The organism is Marisediminitalea sp. (assembly GCF_984433645.1).
In genome coordinates this window covers 1-21,229 of the sequence record NZ_CFIDRX010000029.1, presented here as the reverse complement: position 1 = coordinate 21,229, position 21,229 = coordinate 1, and the positions used below count along the sequence as shown (strand labels likewise).

The 21,229-nt window shown below is 46.9% G+C and carries 19 protein-coding genes; 6 read left to right on the top strand and 13 right to left on the bottom strand.

Annotated features, from left to right (window positions below):
- Positions 1-18: 18 nt before the first annotated feature.
- The 6 genes from mnmE to rpmH form a co-directional block, all read right to left on the bottom strand.
- A complete protein-coding gene (mnmE, locus tag AC4MRN_RS06000) occupies positions 19-1,401 on the bottom strand; it encodes a tRNA uridine-5-carboxymethylaminomethyl(34) synthesis GTPase MnmE (RefSeq protein ID WP_491202758.1) in 1,383 nt (460 codons plus the stop codon).
- Positions 1,402-1,407: 6 nt separating this feature from the next.
- The gene (locus tag AC4MRN_RS05995; protein ID WP_073318415.1) at positions 1,408-1,890 is read right to left on the bottom strand and encodes a YajQ family cyclic di-GMP-binding protein; all 483 of its coding nucleotides are present in this window, start codon (positions 1,888-1,890) and stop codon (positions 1,408-1,410) included.
- 101 nt (positions 1,891-1,991) lie between these two features.
- The gene (yidC, locus tag AC4MRN_RS05990) at positions 1,992-3,656 is read right to left on the bottom strand and encodes a membrane protein insertase YidC (protein ID WP_073318418.1); all 1,665 of its coding nucleotides are present in this window, start codon (positions 3,654-3,656) and stop codon (positions 1,992-1,994) included.
- A gap of 10 nt (positions 3,657-3,666) precedes the next feature.
- A complete protein-coding gene (gene yidD, locus AC4MRN_RS05985; protein WP_217653449.1) occupies positions 3,667-3,915 on the bottom strand; it encodes a membrane protein insertion efficiency factor YidD in 249 nt (82 codons plus the stop codon).
- Positions 3,900-4,259, bottom strand: coding sequence for a ribonuclease P protein component (rnpA, locus tag AC4MRN_RS05980; protein WP_073318424.1), 360 nt, complete (start codon positions 4,257-4,259; stop codon positions 3,900-3,902). The genes yidD and rnpA overlap by 16 nt, the downstream gene beginning before the upstream one ends.
- Before the next feature lie 15 nt (positions 4,260-4,274).
- Positions 4,275-4,409: a 50S ribosomal protein L34 gene (gene rpmH / locus AC4MRN_RS05975; protein ID WP_014290886.1), complete on the bottom strand. Its 135-nt coding sequence runs from the start codon at positions 4,407-4,409 to the stop codon at positions 4,275-4,277.
- Between the two features lie 557 nt (positions 4,410-4,966).
- Between rpmH and dnaA the strand changes: the two genes are divergently transcribed.
- From dnaA to AC4MRN_RS05950, 5 genes are all read left to right on the top strand, one after another.
- Entirely contained in the window at positions 4,967-6,481 is a 1,515-nt protein-coding gene (gene dnaA, locus AC4MRN_RS05970; protein WP_491202757.1) for a chromosomal replication initiator protein DnaA, read from the top strand.
- 33 nt (positions 6,482-6,514) lie between these two features.
- On the top strand, positions 6,515-7,618 hold the full coding sequence (gene dnaN / locus AC4MRN_RS05965; protein WP_255051378.1) for a DNA polymerase III subunit beta: 1,104 nt from the start codon (positions 6,515-6,517) through the stop codon (positions 7,616-7,618).
- A gap of 132 nt (positions 7,619-7,750) precedes the next feature.
- Entirely contained in the window at positions 7,751-8,845 is a 1,095-nt protein-coding gene (gene recF, locus AC4MRN_RS05960) for a DNA replication/repair protein RecF (protein WP_491202756.1), read from the top strand.
- Between the two features lie 7 nt (positions 8,846-8,852).
- The gene (gene gyrB, locus AC4MRN_RS05955) at positions 8,853-11,273 is read left to right on the top strand and encodes a DNA topoisomerase (ATP-hydrolyzing) subunit B (protein ID WP_073318436.1); all 2,421 of its coding nucleotides are present in this window, start codon (positions 8,853-8,855) and stop codon (positions 11,271-11,273) included.
- A 175-nt stretch (positions 11,274-11,448) separates the two neighbouring features.
- Positions 11,449-14,172, top strand: a complete 2,724-nt coding sequence (locus tag AC4MRN_RS05950; RefSeq protein ID WP_491202755.1) for a M14 family zinc carboxypeptidase — start codon at positions 11,449-11,451, stop codon at positions 14,170-14,172.
- Positions 14,173-14,282: 110 nt separating this feature from the next.
- Here the strand turns inward: AC4MRN_RS05950 and AC4MRN_RS05945 are convergent, their stop codons facing one another.
- From AC4MRN_RS05945 to glyQ, 3 genes are all read right to left on the bottom strand, one after another.
- Positions 14,283-14,723, bottom strand: coding sequence for an early set domain-containing protein (locus tag AC4MRN_RS05945; RefSeq protein ID WP_491202754.1), 441 nt, complete (start codon positions 14,721-14,723; stop codon positions 14,283-14,285).
- Positions 14,724-14,813: 90 nt separating this feature from the next.
- The gene (gene glyS / locus AC4MRN_RS05940) at positions 14,814-16,883 is read right to left on the bottom strand and encodes a glycine--tRNA ligase subunit beta (RefSeq protein WP_491202753.1); all 2,070 of its coding nucleotides are present in this window, start codon (positions 16,881-16,883) and stop codon (positions 14,814-14,816) included.
- 2 nt (positions 16,884-16,885) lie between these two features.
- Positions 16,886-17,791: a glycine--tRNA ligase subunit alpha gene (gene glyQ / locus AC4MRN_RS05935; RefSeq protein ID WP_073318449.1), complete on the bottom strand. Its 906-nt coding sequence runs from the start codon at positions 17,789-17,791 to the stop codon at positions 16,886-16,888.
- Positions 17,792-17,980: 189 nt separating this feature from the next.
- On the opposite strand from glyQ, the gene AC4MRN_RS05930 reads away from it, so the two are divergent.
- On the top strand, positions 17,981-18,562 hold the full coding sequence (locus AC4MRN_RS05930) for a DNA-3-methyladenine glycosylase I (RefSeq protein WP_491202752.1): 582 nt from the start codon (positions 17,981-17,983) through the stop codon (positions 18,560-18,562).
- Here the strand turns inward: AC4MRN_RS05930 and AC4MRN_RS05925 are convergent.
- The 4 genes from AC4MRN_RS05925 to AC4MRN_RS05910 all read right to left on the bottom strand — a co-directional run bounded on the left by AC4MRN_RS05925 (position 18,526) and on the right by AC4MRN_RS05910 (position 21,142).
- Entirely contained in the window at positions 18,526-19,011 is a 486-nt protein-coding gene (locus AC4MRN_RS05925) for a DUF2489 domain-containing protein (RefSeq protein ID WP_245819108.1), read from the bottom strand. The two genes, AC4MRN_RS05930 and AC4MRN_RS05925, sit on opposite strands and share 37 nt — an antisense overlap.
- A gap of 6 nt (positions 19,012-19,017) precedes the next feature.
- Positions 19,018-19,506 carry a Der GTPase-activating protein YihI gene (yihI, locus tag AC4MRN_RS05920; RefSeq protein ID WP_073318455.1) on the bottom strand — a complete coding sequence of 163 codons (489 nt, stop codon included), beginning with the start codon at positions 19,504-19,506 and terminating at the stop codon, positions 19,018-19,020.
- A 49-nt stretch (positions 19,507-19,555) separates the two neighbouring features.
- A complete protein-coding gene (locus tag AC4MRN_RS05915) occupies positions 19,556-20,194 on the bottom strand; it encodes a class I SAM-dependent methyltransferase (protein ID WP_073318458.1) in 639 nt (212 codons plus the stop codon).
- 324 nt (positions 20,195-20,518) lie between these two features.
- Entirely contained in the window at positions 20,519-21,142 is a 624-nt protein-coding gene (locus AC4MRN_RS05910; RefSeq protein WP_073318461.1) for a c-type cytochrome, read from the bottom strand.
- Between the last annotated feature and the right edge of the window lie 87 nt (positions 21,143-21,229).

Below are 21,229 nucleotides of genomic sequence, written 5' to 3'. Positions count from 1 at the left end.
GCTTTGTGAATGAGGCGATTATTTGCCGATACAAAACGATGAGAAAATACGCCCCAATAAATCGTCGGAGCTAAACTCGCCGGTAATTTCGCTGAGGTGTTGATGCGCTAGTCGCAATTCTTCTGCCAGCAACTCGCCAGCCAGGTTGTCGTGCAACTGTTGTTCACCGATTTGCAGATGTTCAAGGGTATTGTCGATGGCATCGATGTGACGGCGTCGCGCAATAAACTGACCTTCGGTGGTGGTGTCTAGACCCATGCTTTGCGATAAATGATCGCGTAACAGTTCCACGCCTTGTCCGGTATTGGCTGATAGCGAAATAACACTGAAAGGGCCGTGCGGGGTATCTACCTGCTGCAACGTAACGTTGTCGCCGGAAATATCCGCTTTATTGCGGATCACTGTCACCGGCATGCCTACTGGCAATCGTTGCATGAACTCTGGCCAAATCAGGTATGGGTCGATATCACTCGATGTGGTGCTGTCTACGACGAACAATACGCGATCCGCATCGTTTATGGCTTCCCAGGCCCGGGCTATGCCAATTTGTTCGACCTTGTCCGGGCTATCGCGTAACCCTGCTGTATCGATAACATGCAAAGGCATACCGTTTACGTTGATGTGTTCTTTCAACACATCGCGAGTGGTGCCGGCAATGTCAGTCACAATGGCGCTTTCCCGGCCCGCCAGGGCATTGAGCAGACTCGATTTACCGGCGTTTGGACGACCTGCAATGACCACCTGCATACCTTCGCGAAGCAGGGTACCTTGTTTGGCTTGTTCGCGAATGTGGTTGACGTCGCGAATAATATCGGCCAAATCCTGTGTGACCTTGCCATCAGACAGAAAATCAATTTCCTCGTCTGGAAAATCAATGGCTGCTTCAACGTACATACGAAGGTGGATGATGGCTTCAGACAGGGTGTGTATGTGTTTTGAAAAATCACCCTGTAACGACCGCACTGCGCTTCTCGCAGCTTGCTTGGAACTGGCGTCAATGAGATCCGCAATCGCTTCTGCCTGAGCCAGATCCAGTTTGTCATTTAAGAATGCTTGTTCACTGAATTCACCGGGGCGTGCCAGTCTGACCGACTTAATTTGCAGTATGGCTTCCAGCAGCATGTCCATAATAACCGGACCGCCATGGCCCTGAAATTCCACGACGTCTTCACCGGTAAAGGAATGGGGCGCTTTGAAGTACAGGGCAATGCCCTGGTCGATGACTTCCTGATTGGCATCGTGAAAGCCGGTGTAAGTCGCAACACGCGGCGTGAGCTCCACATTCAGCAACGCTTTTGCCACGTCGAGGGCCTTAGGACCGGATACGCGGATAATACCCACGCCGCCACGGCCTGGCGGCGTAGCCTGGGCAACAATAGTGTCGGTGTGAGTAGTCTGCATACTGAATTAATCGCGGAAGTTATTAAACTGGAATGGTTGGCCGAGGTCGGCCCCTTTTACCAACGCAATGGCTTCCTGCAGGTCATCACGTTTTTTGCCGGTCACGCGCAACTGGTCGCCCTGAATGGCCGTTTGTACTTTTACTTTCGCGTCTTTGATCAGCTTAACGATTTGCTTGGCAACCGGCTGTTCAATGCCTTCTTTAAACGCAATGACCTGACGGCAGTTCTTACCGGTTTGCGTGTGAGGTTTGCAGTCGATTGAGGCTGTATCCAGACCGCGCTTTGCACATGCATTACGGAACATGGATTCCATTTGTTGCAACTGGAATTCGGCTTGTGCATGCATGGTGACTTGTTTGTCTTTGTATTCGAACTCAGCTTCTACACCACGAAAATCAAAGCGCGTCGACAATTCGCGGTTTGCGTTTTCGGTAGCGTTTCTGACTTCTTCCATATTGATTTCTGACACAATATCAAATGATGGCATGAGGGTTTCCTTCTTATTAAACAAAGCCCGCAAAGGCGGGCTCGTTCACAGTATCTGTTATACGTACAGATACTGTGGATAAATGGATGACGCTGGCGTACTTATTTATTAATACCGCGTTTTTCCATAGAGGCATAAATCATTTTAGCCTGTATCAGCGTGATCACGTTACTGATCAACCAGTAAAGTACCAGACCCGCCGGGAACCAGATGAAGAAGATACTCATCATCACAGGCATCCATTGCATGATTTTTTGCTGCATAGGGTCGGTCATGGTAGTGGGTTGCAGCTTTTGCAGCATCCACATACTTGCACCCGTTAATACCGGTAGTACAAAGTAAGGGTCCATTACCGACAAGTCAGTGATCCACAGAATAAAGCCAGCGTGACGCAATTCCACACTCTCTAGCAATACCCAGTACAGCGCCAGGAAAATAGGCATTTGTAACAGCAGTGGGAAGCAACCACCCATCGGGTTAACTTTTTCCTTGCGGTACAGTTCCATCATCGCCTGAGACATCTTTTGGCGGTCATCGCCAAATCGGTCTTTAAGCTGTTGCATCTTAGGCGCCAGGTTGCGCATTTTCGCCATCGACTCATATTGCTTCTTGGTGAGCCAGTACATGGCGCCTTTTACGATGATAGTGATCAGGATAATAGCAACACCCCAGTTACCAACCAGGTCATGCAGAATCTGGAGTAATTTGAACAGGTACTTGGAAATCATCCACAGTGGGCCGTAGTCCACGGTTAAATCCAGGCCTCGGGCAAGTTCAGCCAGTCTGTCCTGATCTTTCGGACCCAGGTACAAGGTGCTGCTCAGTGTAAGAGCCTGACCAGATTCAACAGTGGAAGAAGCGCCTTTGTAACCAATAATGGCGTATTGGCCATTCACCATAAGGCTGTACAAGGTGTTTGTTTCATCTTGTGGCGGCACCCAGGCTGACACAAAATAGTGCTCCAGCATACCAACCCAGCCACCTACCGTGGTTTCACGTAGCCTTTCGTCTTCAATATCGTCGAAGCCGTATTTGTTGTAGCGGTCGTCCTGAGTTGAATAGGCAGCACCACGATACGTTGGCATAAACATGTTTCCGCCTTTCTGTTCGGCGGTGGTTTGTTTTAGCTGTGCGTATTGTTCGAACTGAGCAGGCTGACCAGAATTATTGGTAATGGTGTATTCAACCTTCACGTCATTGCGGTCGCGATAAAACGTAAAGGTTTTGGTTACGCTGATACCGGCATTGCTTGACCAGGTTAATGGAACAGACAGTGAATCACCTTCCAGATCGTAATGCGACGACGCTGCCTGATACAACGGGCGGCCTGAAGCGTTACCGTCCGGACCATCGCGTCCAACCAGTCCACTTTGCGCTACATACAGTCCGTTTGCTGGGCGAAGTAAGCTGTAAGGCTCGTCAGAGTCCTGAGTAACCGGGAATTTCAACAAATCAGCTTCTACTACATCACCGCCAACTAGGTTGATGGTGAGGTCCAGAGTATCTGTTGTTACTGTGATAGTGCTTTGCGAGGCACTTGCTGAAGCCTGCACCGCAGGTACATCATCGCTCAGCGCCAGTGGCACATCTTCGCTTCCGGTTGAAGGAACAGAGGTACTGGCTGAAGGCACGCCGGCTGCTACTTGTGTGGTGTCTTGAGCAATCGGTTCAATGGGCTTAGGACCGTAGTCTTCGTGCCATTGTTGCCAGAGTAAAAAGCTGACAAACGCGAGTGCAATAATGAGAATACTTCGTTGCGATTCCATACTGGGCTCTTTATTTTGAGTGTTTGTTATGTTCGTTGTGGGGTACTGGGTCGTATCCACCTGGGTGCAAAGGGTGGCATTTTAATATGCGTTTGATAGATAACCAACCGCCAATTAACAATCCGTGTGTTTTTAATGCGCCTAAGGCATAAACCGAGCAACTGGGATGAAACCGACATCGCTGTCCTAGCAGTGGAGAAATAAACCACCGATAGAAATAAATGATAAGTAGTGGAATCGCAATTAATGCGAATTGCAGCGCTTTGCGAGCTTTTTCCATAACTTGTCCAGTACCGCATAGATTTCATCATTGGTTAAATTGTCTGCACCGGTTTTGCCAACCACCACTATATCAATATTGGGCAGCTGTTGGGTGCGATGACGAAAACTTTCTCGAATAAGTCGTTTGATTCTATTTCGCTGATTTGCTTTGCGAATACGCTTTTTGGCTAAGGTAATGCCAATGCGGGGGTGACCTAATTGATTAACTCTACCAAGGACGGTAAATGTTGGAGAAACAGCGGGAGTAGCGTTGTCGAAGACAAATTTAAAGTGGGAGGGAGTAAGAAGCCTTAACTCCCTGGAAAACTGATTTTCGCCCACTTTTGGTAAATACCATTAAGCAGAAAGGCGAGCACGACCCTTAGCACGGCGGGCTGCAAGTACTTTACGACCATTTTTAGTCGCCATACGTGCACGGAAACCGTGAGAGCGTTTACGCTTTAGGTTGCTCGGTTGAAATGTTCTTTTCATGACCAAAGTCTCACTTATCGTGGTTAAACATACTTAATGCATCACGATAAAAATCTACCGCACTGCAAAAGGACGCTGAATTCTAGAGATCTAAAGGGCTTATGTCAATGCCAACCGCAGTTAAATTAACCAAATATGCAGTTTATTTTTATGTGGCGGCGAGTCCTGGAATCTGGTTTCTGTGAATAACTCATTAGTCAAGTAAAATTATCCACAGATTTATTATTATTTTGCTTGATTTTGAGGTTGATCTAATGTCGATCCTGTACTGATCGCCTATACAGGATCATGGATCTAATTTATGCGATCCAGATTGGGTATTTTGTTTTTTCTTTATTAAACATAATATTAGCGATTTTGGTATAGAATTAATTCACGATCCGGATTTACATTGGATCGAATAAGTAAGATAATCCACAGGCTGTACGCAAAGATCGCGAATTTTGCCAAAAAGCAGTAATAAAAGACATCTGCTTGTCACGTGATCCCTTACGCAGAATAAACTCTGAAAATCAATAAAATTAAAGCCCTCAGCTAGAACGGAGCATAATAATAATATGTCTTTATGGAATCAGTGTCTGGAGCGTTTGCGCCAGGAACTGCCGACTCAGCAATTTGTGATGTGGATAAGACCACTCACATCGGAACAGGACCACACTGCTGTTACCTTGTATGCTCCGAATCGGTTCATCCTTGATTGGGTGCGTGAAAAGTACCGTGACAAGATTAATCAACTGTTTAATGAATTCGCAGGCAGCGATGCGCCACAGTTGCGGTTTGAAGTTGTTCAGCGTCGTCCGGCTACGGCTTCCGGTACTGTAAACGCTGCGCAGTCAGCACAACCTTCTTCTGGTGCGACGCCAGCGATCCCCAGATCGTCGGAGACTAATGCGAATAATATGCAGCCTGCTCCGTCATTAGGTCAGCCTGTTCAACAACAGTCACCACCACCTCAACACGTTGTTACTACACCACCAAGTCAGCCTAAGCCTGTCGTTAACAAGCAACCGACAGCCGCAAAAGTGGTGCCGATTCCGGAAGGGGTGAGTCATAAGAGCAACATTAACCCGAACTACCAGTTTGACAACTTTGTTGAGGGTAAAAGTAACCAGTTGGCGAGAGCTGCAGCCAGTCAGGTAGCGAATAACCCAGGCGGTTCTTATAATCCTCTGTTTATCTATGGTGGTACGGGTTTAGGTAAGACGCACTTATTGCATGCGGTAGGCAATGGCATCATGAACAACCGCACAGATGCCAAAATTGTGTACATGCATTCAGAACGGTTTGTACAGGACATGGTTAAAGCGTTGCAGAACAACGCCATTGAGGACTTCAAGCGGTTTTACCGGTCTGTCGATGCGTTGTTGATCGATGACATTCAGTTTTTCGCTAATAAAGAACGGTCTCAGGAAGAGTTTTTCCATACCTTTAATGCCTTATTGGAAGGCAACCAGCAAATCATACTGACATCAGACCGCTACCCGAAAGAAATTGATGGGGTAGAGGACAGATTAAAATCTCGCTTCGGCTGGGGTCTCACGATTGCTATTGAGCCACCCGAGCTGGAAACGCGTGTTGCGATTTTGATGCGCAAGGCGGCGGAAAACAATATTCACTTACCTAACGAAGTCGCATTCTTTATTGCTAAACGTTTGCGTTCAAATGTTCGTGAACTGGAAGGGGCACTAAACCGGGTTATTGCTAATGCAAACTTTACTGGTCGCCCGATTACTATCGACTTTGTTCGTGAAGCGCTACGCGATTTACTCGCGCTGCAAGAAAAGCTGGTTACGGTTGATAATATTCAGAAAACGGTGGCTGATTATTATAAAATCAAAGTATCTGATATCCTGTCTAAACGACGTAGTCGTAGCGTTGCTCGCCCAAGACAGGTGGCAATGGCGTTGGCCAAAGAGCTAACAAACCATAGCTTGCCTGAATTGGGTAATTTGTTTGGTGGTAGGGATCACACAACGGTACTGCATGCCTGCCGTAAAATAGAGCAGCTAAAAGAAGAAAGTCATGATATAAAAGAAGACTATAAAAACTTAATCAGAACACTGTCTTCTTAAATCTATCACTAACAAAGGCGAGATAAGAATTCGATGAACTTTACCATCAGCCGGGAAAATTTCTTACAACCACTGCAACTAGTGTCTGGTGCGGTTGAAAGACGTCATACACTGCCGATACTGTCTAATGTACTTATTAAGGTTAGTGAAGGCGCACTATGGTTAACCGGTACAGATTTAGAGGTGGAGCTCATCTCTAGTGTTAAATTAGAGGGTGATTTTGCCGAAGGTGAAATTACGGTACCGGCTAAGAAGTTATTTGATATTTGCCGTGGTTTATCTGAAGGCACAGAGATCAATTTTTCGCTTGATGGTAACAAAGCCCTAATTCGAGCGGGTCGTGGTCGTTACACGTTATCCACCTTATCTGCCAGTGACTATCCGAACCTGGAAGACTGGGAAGGTGAGTTAGAATTTGAAGTCTCCGGTGCAAACCTGAAACGCCTTATCGACAGTGTACAGTTCTCAATGGCTCAGCAAGACGTTCGCTATTACCTGAACGGGATGTCTTTGGAAACTGAAGAGCATCTGGTTCGCACGGTTGCAACAGACGGTCACCGTCTAGCGTTATGCCGCATGGAATACACTGAAGCGACACTGTCAGCACGTCAGGTTATCATCCCGCGTAAGGGTGTGCTCGAAATATCACGATTGATCGAAGACGACGATAAGCTGCTGAAGATTCAGATTGGTGCAAACCACATTCGTTTGTTTTCGTCTGAATTTATTTTTACCAGTAAGCTAGTAGACGGTCGCTTCCCTGACTATCGCAGAGTGCTACCTAAAGACGGTGATAAAGTCATTATTGCGAAAAAGGACGTACTGAAAGACGCGTTTTCTCGTGCCGCTATTTTGTCTAACGAGAAATTTCGTGGCGTACGTCTGAACATATCTTCTGGCGAGTTAAAGATTACTGCTAACAATCCAGAGCAAGAAGAAGCCGAAGAGATTGTAGATATCGATTATGAAGGTGATTCGTTAGAAATTGGTTTTAACGTTGCTTACTTAATCGATGTACTGAATTCTCTGGTATCGAATGACGTTAAAATTAACCTGACTGATGCTAATTCCAGTGCGTTAATTGAAGATGCTGCAGACGACGCAGCGTTGTATGTCATCATGCCTATGCGTCTGTAATTCAGGCCACATTTATCCTATATCAAAATGCCCATTGTGATTTGAAATGAGTTATTCAATGACAACGGGCATTTTTTGTTTAGTGAATCCCACTATATTCTTTTTATCAAATGTATTTAGCCGGAGTGGTTTGTGTTACTGACTTCTCTAGCTTTAACGACTTTTCGCAATTTCAATTCAGTTTCTTTGACGCCTTCGCCATCGTTGAGCATTATTGTCGGCAAGAATGGCAGTGGGAAATCTTCCTTACTCGAGTCTATCCATTATCTTGGATTTGGACGATCTTTCAGAACCAACAAGCATCAATCTGTGATTCAACGCGAGTCCAATGCCTTTACAATTTTTGCTCAGTGTGAAAATGAAGAAGGGGACGTGTCTAAGATTGGACTAACCCGAAGTTTGTCTGAACAGTTTCAGTGCAGCATAAATGGCGAACATTCTAATCGACTGAGTGATTTAGTTAGCTTGTTGCCTGTTCAGCTATTTACACCACAGAGTACAGACCTGGTGATTGGCTCTCCGTCTGAACGTCGTCGTTTCTGTGATTGGGGATTGTTCCACGTGGAACAATCTTATGCTGGTCTCATGAAGCAATATGCAAAAGTATTAAAAAATAGAAATGCATTGTTAAAGGTAGGAATCACTCAATCTAACGATAAGGAACAGATTGCGTACTGGGACCAGCAGTTGTGTATATTGGGAGATCGCATCGATTTACTGCGGAAATCCTATGTGGAACGCTTAATTCCGCTATTTAACCGCACTTGTGAGCAATTTCTACCTGAGTTTTCCGTAGAAATTTCGTATTATAAGGGGTGGGAAAAAGACCGCAGTTTAAACGAAAGCCTGTTGAATAAAATGGCTTATGATTTAAAAATTGGACATACTTCGGTTGGTCCTCACAAAGCCGACCTAAGGTTTAAAGTGAATAGTGTGCAGGCCCAGGAGTTGTTGTCCCGAGGACAATTGCGAATGGCCGTAGCAGCTTTACAGTTGTCGCAAACAAAACTGTTTACTCAAGAGACGCAACGCCATGGGATATTCCTATTGGATGACATAGGCGCTGAACTTGATGCAGACAAAAGAGAAAGATTCATTGATGGCTTAATCGAGACGGGAACACAAGTATTTGTTACCGCCATTGAGCAAGAGCAACTTGAATTTGTGAATAAATATAAAGACAAAAAAATGTTTCACGTGGAACATGGTAACGTGAGCGAGGAGTAAGAACTAAATGTCAGAACAGAACAGTTATGATTCTTCCAGTATTAAAGTTCTGAAAGGACTGGATGCCGTAAGAAAGCGCCCTGGTATGTATATTGGTGATACCGATGATGGTACAGGCTTGCATCACATGGTGTTCGAGGTTGTAGATAACTCTATCGATGAGGCGTTAGCAGGTCACTGTTCCGAAATAAACGTGCAGATTCATACAGACGGTTCTGTCTCTGTTTCTGATAACGGTCGTGGAATACCAACCGAAATTCACCCAGAAGAGGGTGTATCTGCTGCTGAAGTTATTATGACTGTACTGCACGCCGGTGGTAAATTTGACGATAACTCTTATAAAGTATCGGGTGGTTTGCACGGAGTAGGTGTATCGGTTGTAAATGCGCTGTCTAGCAAATTGAAGCTGACTATTCGCAGAGCAGGCAAAACTCACGAGCAAGAATACCAGCATGGTGTACCGCAACAGCCATTAGCTGTTATTGGTGATACCGATAAAACCGGAACCAGTGTTAGATTTTGGCCAAGCAGCGATACCTTCTCAGACACCTTGTTTCACTATGATATTTTGGCAAAAAGACTGCGTGAGCTGTCTTTCCTTAACTCTGGCGTCTCAATTAAATTGCGCGATGAGCGTGATGGTAAGGAAGATCACTTCCATTATGAAGGCGGTATTCAGGCTTTCGTTGAATACCTGAACCGAAACAAAACACCAATTCATCAAAAAGTATTTCATTTCTCCAGTGAGAGAGAAGACGGTATTTCTGTTGAAGTTTCTATGCAATGGAACGATGGCTTCCAGGAAAATATCTACTGCTTTACCAACAACATTCCTCAGCGAGACGGTGGTACTCACTTAGCTGGTTTCCGTGGTGCATTAACGCGTACCCTGAATAGCTACATGGAAAATGAAGGCTTAAACAAGAAAGCAAAAGCATCAACCAGTGGTGATGATGCCCGGGAAGGTTTGACCGCAGTTGTATCGGTAAAAGTGCCCGATCCGAAATTCTCTTCACAGACTAAAGATAAGCTCGTTTCATCAGAAGTGCGTCCTGCAGTTGAAACCGCAATGAATGAGAAGCTGGCAGAGTTCCTGTTGGAGAACCCAACAGAGAGTAAAATCATTGCAGGCAAGATCATCGACGCGGCCCGTGCTCGTGAAGCAGCACGTAAAGCCCGTGAGATGACTCGCCGTAAAGGTGCACTGGATTTGGCTGGCTTACCTGGTAAGCTCGCTGACTGTCAGGAGAAAGACCCAGCCCTTAGCGAACTGTACATAGTGGAGGGTGACTCTGCAGGCGGTTCAGCAAAGCAGGGGCGCAACCGTAAGAACCAAGCTATCTTACCGTTGAAAGGTAAGATCCTGAACGTAGAAAAAGCACGATTCGATAAAATGCTGTCGTCGCAAGAAGTCGCAACGCTGATCACAGCGTTAGGCTGTGGTATCGGACGTGATGAATACGACCCAGAGAAACTACGCTATCACAGCATCATTATCATGACCGATGCTGACGTGGACGGTTCTCACATCCGTACGCTACTGTTAACGTTCTTCTATCGTCAAATGCCTGAGATTATCGAACGTGGTTATGTTTATATCGCTCAGCCGCCTTTGTATAAAGTGAAAAAGGGTAAACAAGAGCAGTATCTGAAAGACGATGATGCGCTTACTAATTACCTGACGTCCATAGCGGTAGATGGCGCTGAACTGTATACAGCGGAAGGTGCGCCTGCTATTAAAGGCGTTGCACTGGAAAGTCTGGTAAATCAGTACCAGGGCATTGAGAAGATGATTGCGCGCATGCATCGCGTAATGCCACCGAGCTTGTGGTACAAACTGATTTACACCAAAACATTGTCTACCAGTGACTTGAATAATGAAGAGGCACTGAGCGCGTTCGCTACCGAGTTTACAGACGCACTGGCTACTCAGGAAACAGATGGTGCCCTGTACAAATTCGAGATCAAACGTGACCAGGAGCGCAGTGAATTCTATATCTCCATCATTATGCGCATGCACGGTATCGACTATGAGTACAACTTAGGTCGTGACTTTATCGAATCCGCTGAATATAAGCGTATACGCGAACTCAACGACGCCATCAATAACATGATGGAAGAGGGTGCCTATGTTAAGCGTAACGAGCGTACAGAGCCTGTGAGCCAATTTAAACAGGCACTGGATTGGTTAATGAACGAAGCGAAGCGGGGGCAGTATATTCAGCGCTATAAAGGTCTGGGTGAAATGAACCCTGACCAGCTTTGGGAAACGACAATGGACCCGGAAAGCCGGCGTATGTTGCAGGTAACCATTGAGGATGCAATTGGCTGTGACCAATTATTTACAACCTTAATGGGCGACCAGGTTGAACCACGCCGTGCCTTCATTGAAGCCAACGCGCTTAACGTTGAAAACCTGGATGTCTAGCAAAGCGATTAGCATCAGCACAACCTAATAAACAATGTAAATCAAAGCCCGGCTAGTAAGTCGGGCTTTTTTTGTCGACCACATCACTAAATGCGCCTTTTACTGACATAGTCATCTCCCCCTAAGCGTGCTTAAATAACTCAAATAATCAAAAACAAAACGACTTGGAACTTTTATGGCTACATTAAGTGCTTTAAATAAGGCTGTGGTTGCAGCCTGTTTAACCGCTGTAACAATGGGTGTGTCATTAGACACACACGCAGAAAATACAACATCGTCTACACACATCACGGGGAAATTTGAATACTGGCCGGGTACGCAATACAGCCAACAAATTCCAACAACAGAGGCTGTGTTGGGATACCAGATTGGAGAACGAATTTCACGCCATAGCGACATGGTTAAGTATTTTGAAGCCTTGGCCAAAGCCGCCCCTGATCGCATAAAACTATTTAATTATGCTGAAACCTGGGAAGGGCGAACACTCATCTATGCAGTAATAGGCAGTAAAGAAAACATCGCCAACTTAGATAGCTTTGCTGAGAAAATGCAAAAGCTGACGTCACCAGACTCGATTAGTAAAAATGAAGCGAAGTCACTCATCAGTTCGTTACCCAGTTCCGTGTGGTTAGAGCACGGTGTGCATGGAAACGAAATCAGCAGTACCGATGCAGCAATGCAAACTGCTTATCATTTGTTGGCCGCACCGCAAGATCCGGTGAATAAGACTATTCTTGAAAACACCCTGGTGTTTATCGACCCACTGCAAAACCCCGATGGTCGCGCGAGATTTGTTAGCCGTTACTATTCGACTGTTGGTTTGAGCCCCAGTGATGATAGGTTGAGTGCGGAGCACAATGAACCCTGGCCACGAGGCCGAAGCAATCATTACCTGTTCGATATGAACCGCGACTGGCTAGCCATCACACAGCCAGAGACAGCAGGGCGGGTAAAAGTAATAAATCACTATAAGCCTACCGTTGTTATTGACCTGCATGAAATGGGTGGTGACGACAGCTATTTCTTTGTACCTGCGGCCCAACCTATTAATCCGCATATGCAGCCTGACCAACTAGCCAATAATGTGCTTATTGGGAAGAACAATGCTAAGCATTTTGATGATTTTGGGTTTAGCTATTTTACCCGTGAAGTCTACGATGGTTTTTATCCGGGCTATGGCGATAGTTGGCCAACATTCTATGGCGCGTCGGCCGCAACGTATGAAGTTGCGTCTACCCGAGGTGAAATCTTCAAAACCCGTACCGGCGAAATCAGGCACTATCGCGATACAGTACAACGTCATTTCGTTGCCGCAATAAGCACGGCAGAGGCAACGGCGGTAAACAGAGAAAAAATCCTAAACGACTTTTATGACTATCAGGTAGACGCCGTTGAAGCGGGTAAAAAGGACAAGAAGGAGCGTACCTTTATCCTACCAAATACCCGTGACGTAGCGGGAACACATCGCTTGGCAACATTAATGGCCCAGCATGGTGTTAAGGTGCAACAGGCTACCGAGGCTTTCAAAGCCTGTGGTGAACGCTATCAGGCCGGTGCGTATATTATCGATACCGCTCAACCCAGAGGTCGTTTCGTTAAGACTACATTTACCCAACAGGTTGACATGCCCAAAGCGTTTATTGATGAGCAGGAGCGTAGACGCGCCAGAAAGCTCAGAGACGAGATTTACGACGTAACGGGATGGTCATTGCCTCTGATGTTTAATATCGACACAGCACGCTGTGGAAGAAGCGTAGAGGTAGAGAGCCGTATTGTTTCTGCCGACGATAAACTGACACAGCCGTTTACCAATCCGGACGCAAAAGTAGCTTATCTCGTTCCCTGGGGAGACATGGCGGCGGGGCGATTTTTAACCGCTGCATTGCAAGCAGGTATCTCTCTTAAAAGCGCGGATGAAGCGTTTAGCATGGGAGATAAACATTACCCGGCAGGGACCTTGGTTATTGAGCGCCACGCAAACGAATCCACGTTGCCAGGGCTGATGCAAACACTTGCTGAACAAACCGGCGCAAGGATTGAAGGCGTTGATACAAGTTGGGTAACCAAAGGGCCGAGCTTTGGTAGCGATAAGACTATCCAGATGACTGCCCCGAAAATTGCCATGGCTTGGGATGAGCCTACCAGTTCTCTCAGTGCGGGTAATACGCGCTTTGTCATTGAGCAGCAGTTCAACTATCCGGTTACGGCCATACGTGCTGACAGGTTACGCTGGGCTGATTTGAGTCAGTATCAGGTACTTATTCTACCATCGGGTAACTACAGTCGTGATTTAGGAAAAGCAGGCGCCGACAATATTGGTAGTTGGGTAAGCCGTGGTGGCGTGTTAATTACGCTTTCAAATGCAACGCAGTGGGCTGCCAGTGAATCCGCTGGTCTTCTCGATGCGAAGCGGGAATATGCGTACAGTGAAGAAAAGAGCAAATCAGCTAAAGACGGTAGTCTGGTTGAAGGGACCCATATTGAATCAAAAGACGGTTTAATTGATGCCATTGAAAATGACAAGGACATGCCAGATAGCGTGGCGGGTGTGCTGGCCAATGTAGAAGTTGATCAGGAACACTGGTTAACAGCGGGCGTGAATCCGCGTGTTGTGGGCATGGTGTATGGCAATGACATCTACGCACCGGTGAAGCTCGAAAGCGGCAAAAACGTCGCTTGGTTTGCGTCGAAAGACAATGTATTAGCCAGTGGTTACTTATGGGAAGAAAATAAACCCCAACTGGCTTATAAACCGTTTTTAATTCATCAGCCGCACGGAAGAGGGATGGTCATCTCATTTACCCAGGAGCCGACATCACGTGCTTATCTTGATGGACTCAATGTGATGTTCCTGAACACTATCTTTCGGGGAGCTGCGCACGCGAATCCGGTGAGATAGGTTAGCGCTAAAAGTACGAGACAGAAAAAATAAAAGCAGGCCGTTGGGTAACCAACAGGCCTGCTTTTTTATATTTCAGTTAATTTCACATTCCAAAAAGCCGGCTGGCCTCAGGGTAATTTTGATACCGTTAGCGCAATTCCACTTGAACGTTGGCCCTCTACGGCAAAACGGTATGTGCCCGTTTTACCCGGCGTGAATTGCAGATTTTCAGCATACTCGCCGCAAGTGAGGATCACTTCTTCATTGACTGCAACGGCATAACCTTTGTAACTGCTGCCGCAAGTCTGTTCAGTAGTCCAGGTTGCATTGGAGAACTTAAAGTCATAAGGCTGTTGGTCCGCAATTAATTCTACATCTACATACCAACCCTTTGTTGACGCGGTGAGTTGATAGCGAGGCTGGGCCTCCCACCAGTTAAATACACCGCGCAGATACCAGTCACTGAAAACTATTTCAGGCTTCTGTGGCGTAAAAATGGGGTATTGTGAGGTTTGGGAACACGCCGAGAGAATCATCAAGGGTGAGAGTAATAACCAACGTTTCTGCATTACAACTCCGAAACTGTGTTGAGTAAGCCCGGTGGTATGTTATTACCGTTACTTCCGGGCTTACTTAAAATTACGCGTTTAAGCCGTGACTTACTTTGCTAGTAAAGACACGTCAGCGGTGGTTAAGAACAGTTCTCGCAAGGCTAATAATAACGCCAGTCGATTTGCTCTCACGGCTTCGTCTTCAGCCATTACCATCACGTTGTCAAAAAACGCATCTATACTTGGACGTAAGGTGGCCAGCGTGTTTAGTACATAGCCGTAATCACGTTCGCCAGCGGCTTTATAAATACCGTCGCTGATCGCTTCAATATCACTTGCAAGTTGCTGCTCTGCAGCTTCCTGAAGCAATGCGTTGTTCACACTGGCATCACCTTCCACATTGTTCTTGGCAAGGATATTGGCAACACGCTTATTAGCAGCGGCCAATGCTTCAGCAGCGTCATTGGACTTGAATTCAGCAACGGCTTTAACACGCGCCAGGTAGTCAGTAGGTTGAGTCGGACGACGCGCTGATACTGCCTGAATCACATCAATCTCGATGTTCTGGTCCTGCAGCAACGCATTGAAGCGGCCCAGAATAAAATCAACCACCTGTGTTTGGGTGTCAGTATTCGTCAACTTATCACCGTAGATGCTGACAGCTCGGGCAATGATATCTTCCAAATCGATGACCAGAGATTTCTCGGTAATGATACGAAGGACACCAATTGCGGCACGGCGTAGGGCAAATGGATCTTTGTCGCCTTTAGGCAACTGGCCAATACCAAATATACCTACCAGGGTGTCAAATTTATCAGCCAACGCGACAGCGGCACTTTCCAACGACGACGGTAACACGTCGCCGGCAAAGCGCGGCATATACTGTTCATACAAAGCGTTAGCAACGACTTCTGACTCACCGTCATGCAGAGCGTAATACTTACCCATGACACCCTGTACGTCAGGGAATTCCATAACCATGTTGGTCATCAGATCGGTTTTAGACAATAAACCCGCACGGTTTGCTTGCTGCTCATCAGCGCCGATAACGCTCGCAATGTACCCAGACAAAGACGCAATGCGATCTGATTTGTCTTTCAGTGTGCCCAGTTGTTTCTGGAATAACACAGTATCCAGCGAGTCCAAACGCGACGCCAGAGTTTGCTTTTTGTCGGTGTTAAAGAAAAACTCAGCATCGGCCAGGCGAGGGCGGATAACCCGTTCGTTACCACCAATTACCTGACTAGGATCCTGACTGTCGATGTTGCTGACAAACAGGAACTGGTTGGAAAGGCTACCATCGCTGTTTAGTAAGGGCACATACTTCTGGTCATCCTTCATGGTGTAAATAAGTGCTTCTTTAGGCACATCCAGGAAGGTTTCGTCAAAGCTGGCCTGCATAACAACCGGCCATTCTACCAGTGCGGCAATTTCGTTGAGTAAATCTTCATCGTAGTCAGCAGTAAGCGACAGTGATGCTGCGCGTTCGTTTAGCGACGCTTCAATAGCACTGGCTCGGGCTGCAAAGTCGGCAACCACAAAATGATCCTGCATGGCTGATAAATAATTATCGGCGTGATCCAGTTCAAAACGCGGCTCACCATGGAAACGGTGACCTTGCAAGGTACGCCCGCTGCTCAATCCCAGCACGGCAATATCAATTAACTCGTCGCCATAAAGTGCACACAATGTGTGAACCGGACGAATAAACTGCGTAGTGTAATTACCCCAACGCATTGGCTTGGGAATAGGCAGCTTGGAGACGGCTTGCGTAACTATACCTTCCAGCAGTTCTGCAATGCCTTTACCCTTTACCGACGCTTTGTAGAGTAACCATTCACCTTTGTCGGTTGTCAGTCGCTCTGCGTCTTCAACGGCAATACCGTTACCGCGTGCCCAGCCTAATGCGGCTTTAGTCGGCTGGCCTTCCGCATCGAATGCAGCGGCAACAGCCGGGCCACGTTTTTCGACGACTTTGTCTTGTTGACTGTCTACTAATGCTTCAACACGCACGGCTAAACGGCGTGGAGCGGCGTACCAGACCACACTGTTAAACGACAGTTCTGCCTGAGTAAGCGCTTCTTCGATATTATTGGCAAAACTACTGCCCAGTTGCATCAGGGCTTTTGGTGGTAGTTCTTCTGTGCCTAATTCTACTAATAAATTCTCGGTACGCACCGTTACTGCTCCTTCTGGCAAAGCGGGAATCCAAGTGCTTCACGAGCCTGGTAATAGGCTTCTGCACAGGCTTTCGCCAGGGTTCTGACTCTTAAAATGTAGCGTTGTCTTTCTGTCACTGAAATGGCGTGACGTGCATCTAACAGGTTAAATGCATGGGATGCTTTCATAACCTGCTCATAGGCAGGCAAAGGCAGGTTTTGCTCAATCAGGTGCTGGCTGGCCGCTTCGCATTCGTCAAACGTGTTGAATAACGCGTCTACGTTTGCGTGTTCAAAGTTGTAAGCTGACTGCTCAACCTCGTTCTGATGGAAAACATCACCGTAAGTTACAGTTCCCATAGGGCCGTTAGTCCACACCAGATCGTAAATACTGTTTACGCCCTGAATATACATAGCAAGACGTTCCAGACCGTAGGTAATTTCACCGGTAACGGGCTTGCATTCAATACCACCAACTTGCTGGAAGTAGGTGAACTGAGTCACTTCCATTCCGTTCAGCCACACTTCCCAGCCCAGACCCCAGGCTCCCAGTGTCGGCGATTCCCAGTTGTCTTCTACGAAGCGAATATCGTGTACAAGCGGATCAAAACCCAGCTCTTTCAGCGAGCCCAGGTACAGTTCCTGAATGTTGTCAGGCGATGGCTTCAGCATTACCTGGAACTGATAATAGTGTTGCAGGCGGTTTGGGTTTTCGCCGTAGCGGCCATCAGTCGGACGTCTGCACGGTTGTACGTAAGCGCTGCTAATTGGCTCCGGGCCCAAAGAACGCAAAAACGTCATGGGGTGGAATGTACCCGCGCCCACTTCCATATCCAGTGGTTGAATAATAACGCAGCCTTGTCTGGCCCAATAATCCTGTAAGGCAAGGATCAAACCCTGAAATGTTTTAATATCGTACTTGTGCATACATTAACGACTATAACTGACTGATGACTAAAAGGTGGGTTAGTATACAGTCTGAAGGCCTGTGAATGTAGGCCTAAGGGTGGATTTAATCGGCTGAATTGCCCATTTTTAGGGCTTTTTTAGTACTGGCTTGTTATTCTGCCGTTACACAAACAACTTCGTCAGTTTGATATGGCCTGGGAGGGCTTTATGACAATTATACGCTGTGGTTGGGTATCGGATGATCCAATCTATCAACAATACCACGATGAAGTGTGGGGGCGACCTGAATTAAACGACCAGCAACTGTTTGCGAAGTTGTGTTTAGATGGTCAGCAAGCCGGACTAAGCTGGATTACCATACTGAAAAAACAGCCTGCGTTTGAACAGGCTTTTCATCAGTTTGACCCGGCGAAGGTCGCAGCAATGACTGACGACGATGTGGAAAGGTTAATGACCAATAAAGGCATTATTCGTAGCAGAGCTAAGATTAAGGCTATTATTCAGAATGCCAGGGCCTATCTGACCCTTACAGAAACACAGTCATTTAGTGATTTCATTTGGCAGTTTACCGACCATAAAACCATCGTGAATCGATGGGAGGACTACCGCACTGCGCCCACGTCCACATCGGAATCAAAAGCCATGGCGAAAGCGCTAAAAAAGGCGGGCTTTAAGTTTGTAGGGGAAACGATTTGTTATGCCTATATGCAAGCCGTTGGCATGGTCAACGACCACACCGTCGACTGTCATTGTTATAACAAAATTTGCGAATTGGCCAGAGAGGGCTGACGCTCTTCACAATATTGTATGATGGCGGGAAGTTCACGCAACACGACTGACTCGTGTTGTTCTTCAATGATTTCCCGCGCTTTGTCTTCGGCAAATCGCTGCTTTTTGGATAGCGCTTTGCGGTCGTCCAGAATAGCAAAACCACTGACTTCAACAAACAATGCGTGCATCGCCGGGAACTTAGCCTTGTAGTCTACCGGTGTTGTTTCGGGCAGGGCCGCAAACAACCGGCAAATACGAATAGCGCCTTCAGACACATTACACTGTTGCTGCTGCATAGCGCGTGAAATGGTATGGATACTTTCGAAAATGGTTTCCATACGCTGCGCTCGCGCTGCCTGTTGCTTCTTAGTCTGTGCTTGTAACTGGAATAACAATTTGCCGGCGTAGACACCCAGTGCCGCAATAATTAACAGACCTATTGAGGCCAGCACATACCACATCATCATTACGTGTTACCTGGTGTAGTCGTCTATGTTGATTGAATCGAGTTTGTCGAAATCATCCAGATCATCGTCGTCTTCATCTTCGTCATCACGGATACCCATGAGGTCACATAAGATGCGATGGCGAGCCATTTTCTCATCGACATAGCGTTGCTGTTCTGCGGTCAGCGTCTTGCCTTCGTCCAGTTTGTCTAGCAACGCCGACAAGCGACCATCAGCTTCCAACGCAGCTAATTCTTCAGCGGGTGTTGCATATTTGCGTTGCGCGGGTTTAACCGGACTCTTAACCAGCTGCACCGGTTTTTTACTGCCGTGGCGAGGATCTTTTGATACTGCGCCGCTACTGGTTTGAGACTTCGTCGTCTCTACATTGTGGCGACTGCCTGGCGGCTTGCCCTTGTGTTTTTTTACGCGACCGGAAGATTTCTCATGTACGTAGTCCGGGTCTTTTCTGACACCGATCAAACCTACTTTGCGCGATTTTCTTTGTTTAGCCATACACTTTGTATTCGTCTTTAAGCGTGAATGTATGCATTATACCCTGATATCACTCAGGCTTCTGCATCAATACGATGTCGTTAGCGGGAAATATCACATTTAGGTTGTGAGTCTTGGCCAGCCAGCTGAATGTCTCAACCGAGAAAAAACTAACATGAGTGGGATCATTCTTGTAATGCCAGTTGGCAAAACGTTGTACATCCAGCACGCGCTTGGTCATTATTCCCAGCCAGCCTCCGGGTTTGAGCAACGTCATCCAGTGCGCCCATTCTTTGGCCGGGCTGTGAAAATGCTCAATAGATTCCGTCGCCGTTATAATATCGTATTGGTCCTTTTCAATAGCCTTCGGACCAAAAAAGGGATCATAACAGTCCATGCTGAAACCGGCTTCCTGAAACAGGTGAGCGAGGGCCGGGCAGGGGCCTGAGCCATAATCCAGCATGGTCATGTCGGTACGTAAGTGAGGGGCAAGGCAATCGAATAAACGGCGCAAATACGCCAGATAGCCGTCGTCTTCCAATGTGTTTTCATGTAACTGATATTCAGCCAGCTCTTGTGACTTATCGGGCAGACTGAGTGGATCGACAAACACCAGCGCGCAGGGCTGACAACGGTAGTAGTCGCGACGCTTGTCTTTGTGAAAGGCGTAAATATGCTGACTGTTACAGAGTGGGCAAGATAACTTCATTCTCGACAACCAATAAAAAAGGCGATGGTATCACACCATCGCCTTCAAAAATGAGTGTCAGATGACACCTCTCCCGTTAGTGCACTTCTCTGTGCGGCTGGCGTCCTGCAGTGTGCTCCCCTTATTTTTCTTTTTCACAGAGCTAATTTTTGTTTTGGGTCTTCCTGACGCTTTATGAGTCGTCCTGTAATGTATTTAATATTGTTGTTATTAGAGTCGGACTGTTTCACAACAGGTTTCACGACGCCAACTAGAATACACCATTCGTCTAAGATTACAACAGCGAATGTTACAAAAAATTAACATTCGCCGTTTATCAATAACTTAGTGTAGACCTGCAACGTAATTAGACAGGATCTCAATGTCTTCATCGGTCAGTTTAGAAGCGATGTCGCGCATCATGCCGTTCATGTCGTTATGACGTTCGCCCGCACGGAACGCTTTAAGTTGCGCAGCCGTGTATGAGGCGTGTTGACCACTGATGTCCGGGAAGCCGGCTAATTGCATGCCGTTACCCTGAGGACCGTGACAGGCGATACACGCTGTCACACCACGAGCGGCATCGCCACCGCGGTACAATGCTTCACCCGGCGCTACGAAGTTTTCAGGTGTTGCACCTGGTTTGGCTTCCTGGCTGGAGAAGTACGCTGCCAGGTCGGCAATATCCTGGTCACTCAATGCAGCAGCCATTCCGTTCATTACCGCGTTGTTACGGCCTTCTGCTCCACCGGTGCTTGACGCCAGGCGGAATTCAGTTAACTGCTTAACAAGATAATTCTCGTGTTGTCCTGCAATCTTAGGGTTAAGTTCGATCATGCTGTTTCCATCAGGTCCGTGACAGGCAGCACAGACAGCTGATTTGGCTTTACCAGCATCCGGGTTACCTTCTGCCTGAGCAGCTGCGGTAAGCCCAAAGGTTAAACAAACCAACAAACACAGTTTTTTCATAATAATTCTCTTACAAGGATCCGACGGTCTTATTGATATACGTGATATCATGCGTATTTTACACATTTAACGCGTCAGAAAAACCTA

Excerpts from the sequence above, each read along its gene's own strand:
- dnaA (WP_491202757.1), top strand. The coding sequence starts at position 4,967 with ATGTCTTTATGGAATCAGTGTCTGGAGCGTTTGCGCCAGGAACTGCCG.
- mnmE (WP_491202758.1), bottom strand. The coding sequence starts at position 1,401 with ATGCAGACTACTCACACCGACACTATTGTTGCCCAGGCTACGCCGCCA.
- glyQ (WP_073318449.1), bottom strand. The coding sequence starts at position 17,791 with ATGCACAAGTACGATATTAAAACATTTCAGGGTTTGATCCTTGCCTTA.
- yihI (WP_073318455.1), bottom strand. The coding sequence starts at position 19,506 with ATGGCTAAACAAAGAAAATCGCGCAAAGTAGGTTTGATCGGTGTCAGA.
- dnaN (WP_255051378.1), top strand. The coding sequence starts at position 6,515 with ATGAACTTTACCATCAGCCGGGAAAATTTCTTACAACCACTGCAACTA.
- AC4MRN_RS05925 (WP_245819108.1), bottom strand. The coding sequence starts at position 19,011 with ATGATGATGTGGTATGTGCTGGCCTCAATAGGTCTGTTAATTATTGCG.
- AC4MRN_RS05950 (WP_491202755.1), top strand. The coding sequence starts at position 11,449 with ATGGCTACATTAAGTGCTTTAAATAAGGCTGTGGTTGCAGCCTGTTTA.
- rpmH (WP_014290886.1), bottom strand. The coding sequence starts at position 4,409 with ATGAAAAGAACATTTCAACCGAGCAACCTAAAGCGTAAACGCTCTCAC.
- AC4MRN_RS05995 (WP_073318415.1), bottom strand. The coding sequence starts at position 1,890 with ATGCCATCATTTGATATTGTGTCAGAAATCAATATGGAAGAAGTCAGA.
- AC4MRN_RS05910 (WP_073318461.1), bottom strand. The coding sequence starts at position 21,142 with ATGAAAAAACTGTGTTTGTTGGTTTGTTTAACCTTTGGGCTTACCGCA.
- AC4MRN_RS05945 (WP_491202754.1), bottom strand. The coding sequence starts at position 14,723 with ATGCAGAAACGTTGGTTATTACTCTCACCCTTGATGATTCTCTCGGCG.
- AC4MRN_RS05915 (WP_073318458.1), bottom strand. The coding sequence starts at position 20,194 with ATGAAGTTATCTTGCCCACTCTGTAACAGTCAGCATATTTACGCCTTT.
- yidC (WP_073318418.1), bottom strand. The coding sequence starts at position 3,656 with ATGGAATCGCAACGAAGTATTCTCATTATTGCACTCGCGTTTGTCAGC.
- AC4MRN_RS05930 (WP_491202752.1), top strand. The coding sequence starts at position 17,981 with ATGACAATTATACGCTGTGGTTGGGTATCGGATGATCCAATCTATCAA.
- gyrB (WP_073318436.1), top strand. The coding sequence starts at position 8,853 with ATGTCAGAACAGAACAGTTATGATTCTTCCAGTATTAAAGTTCTGAAA.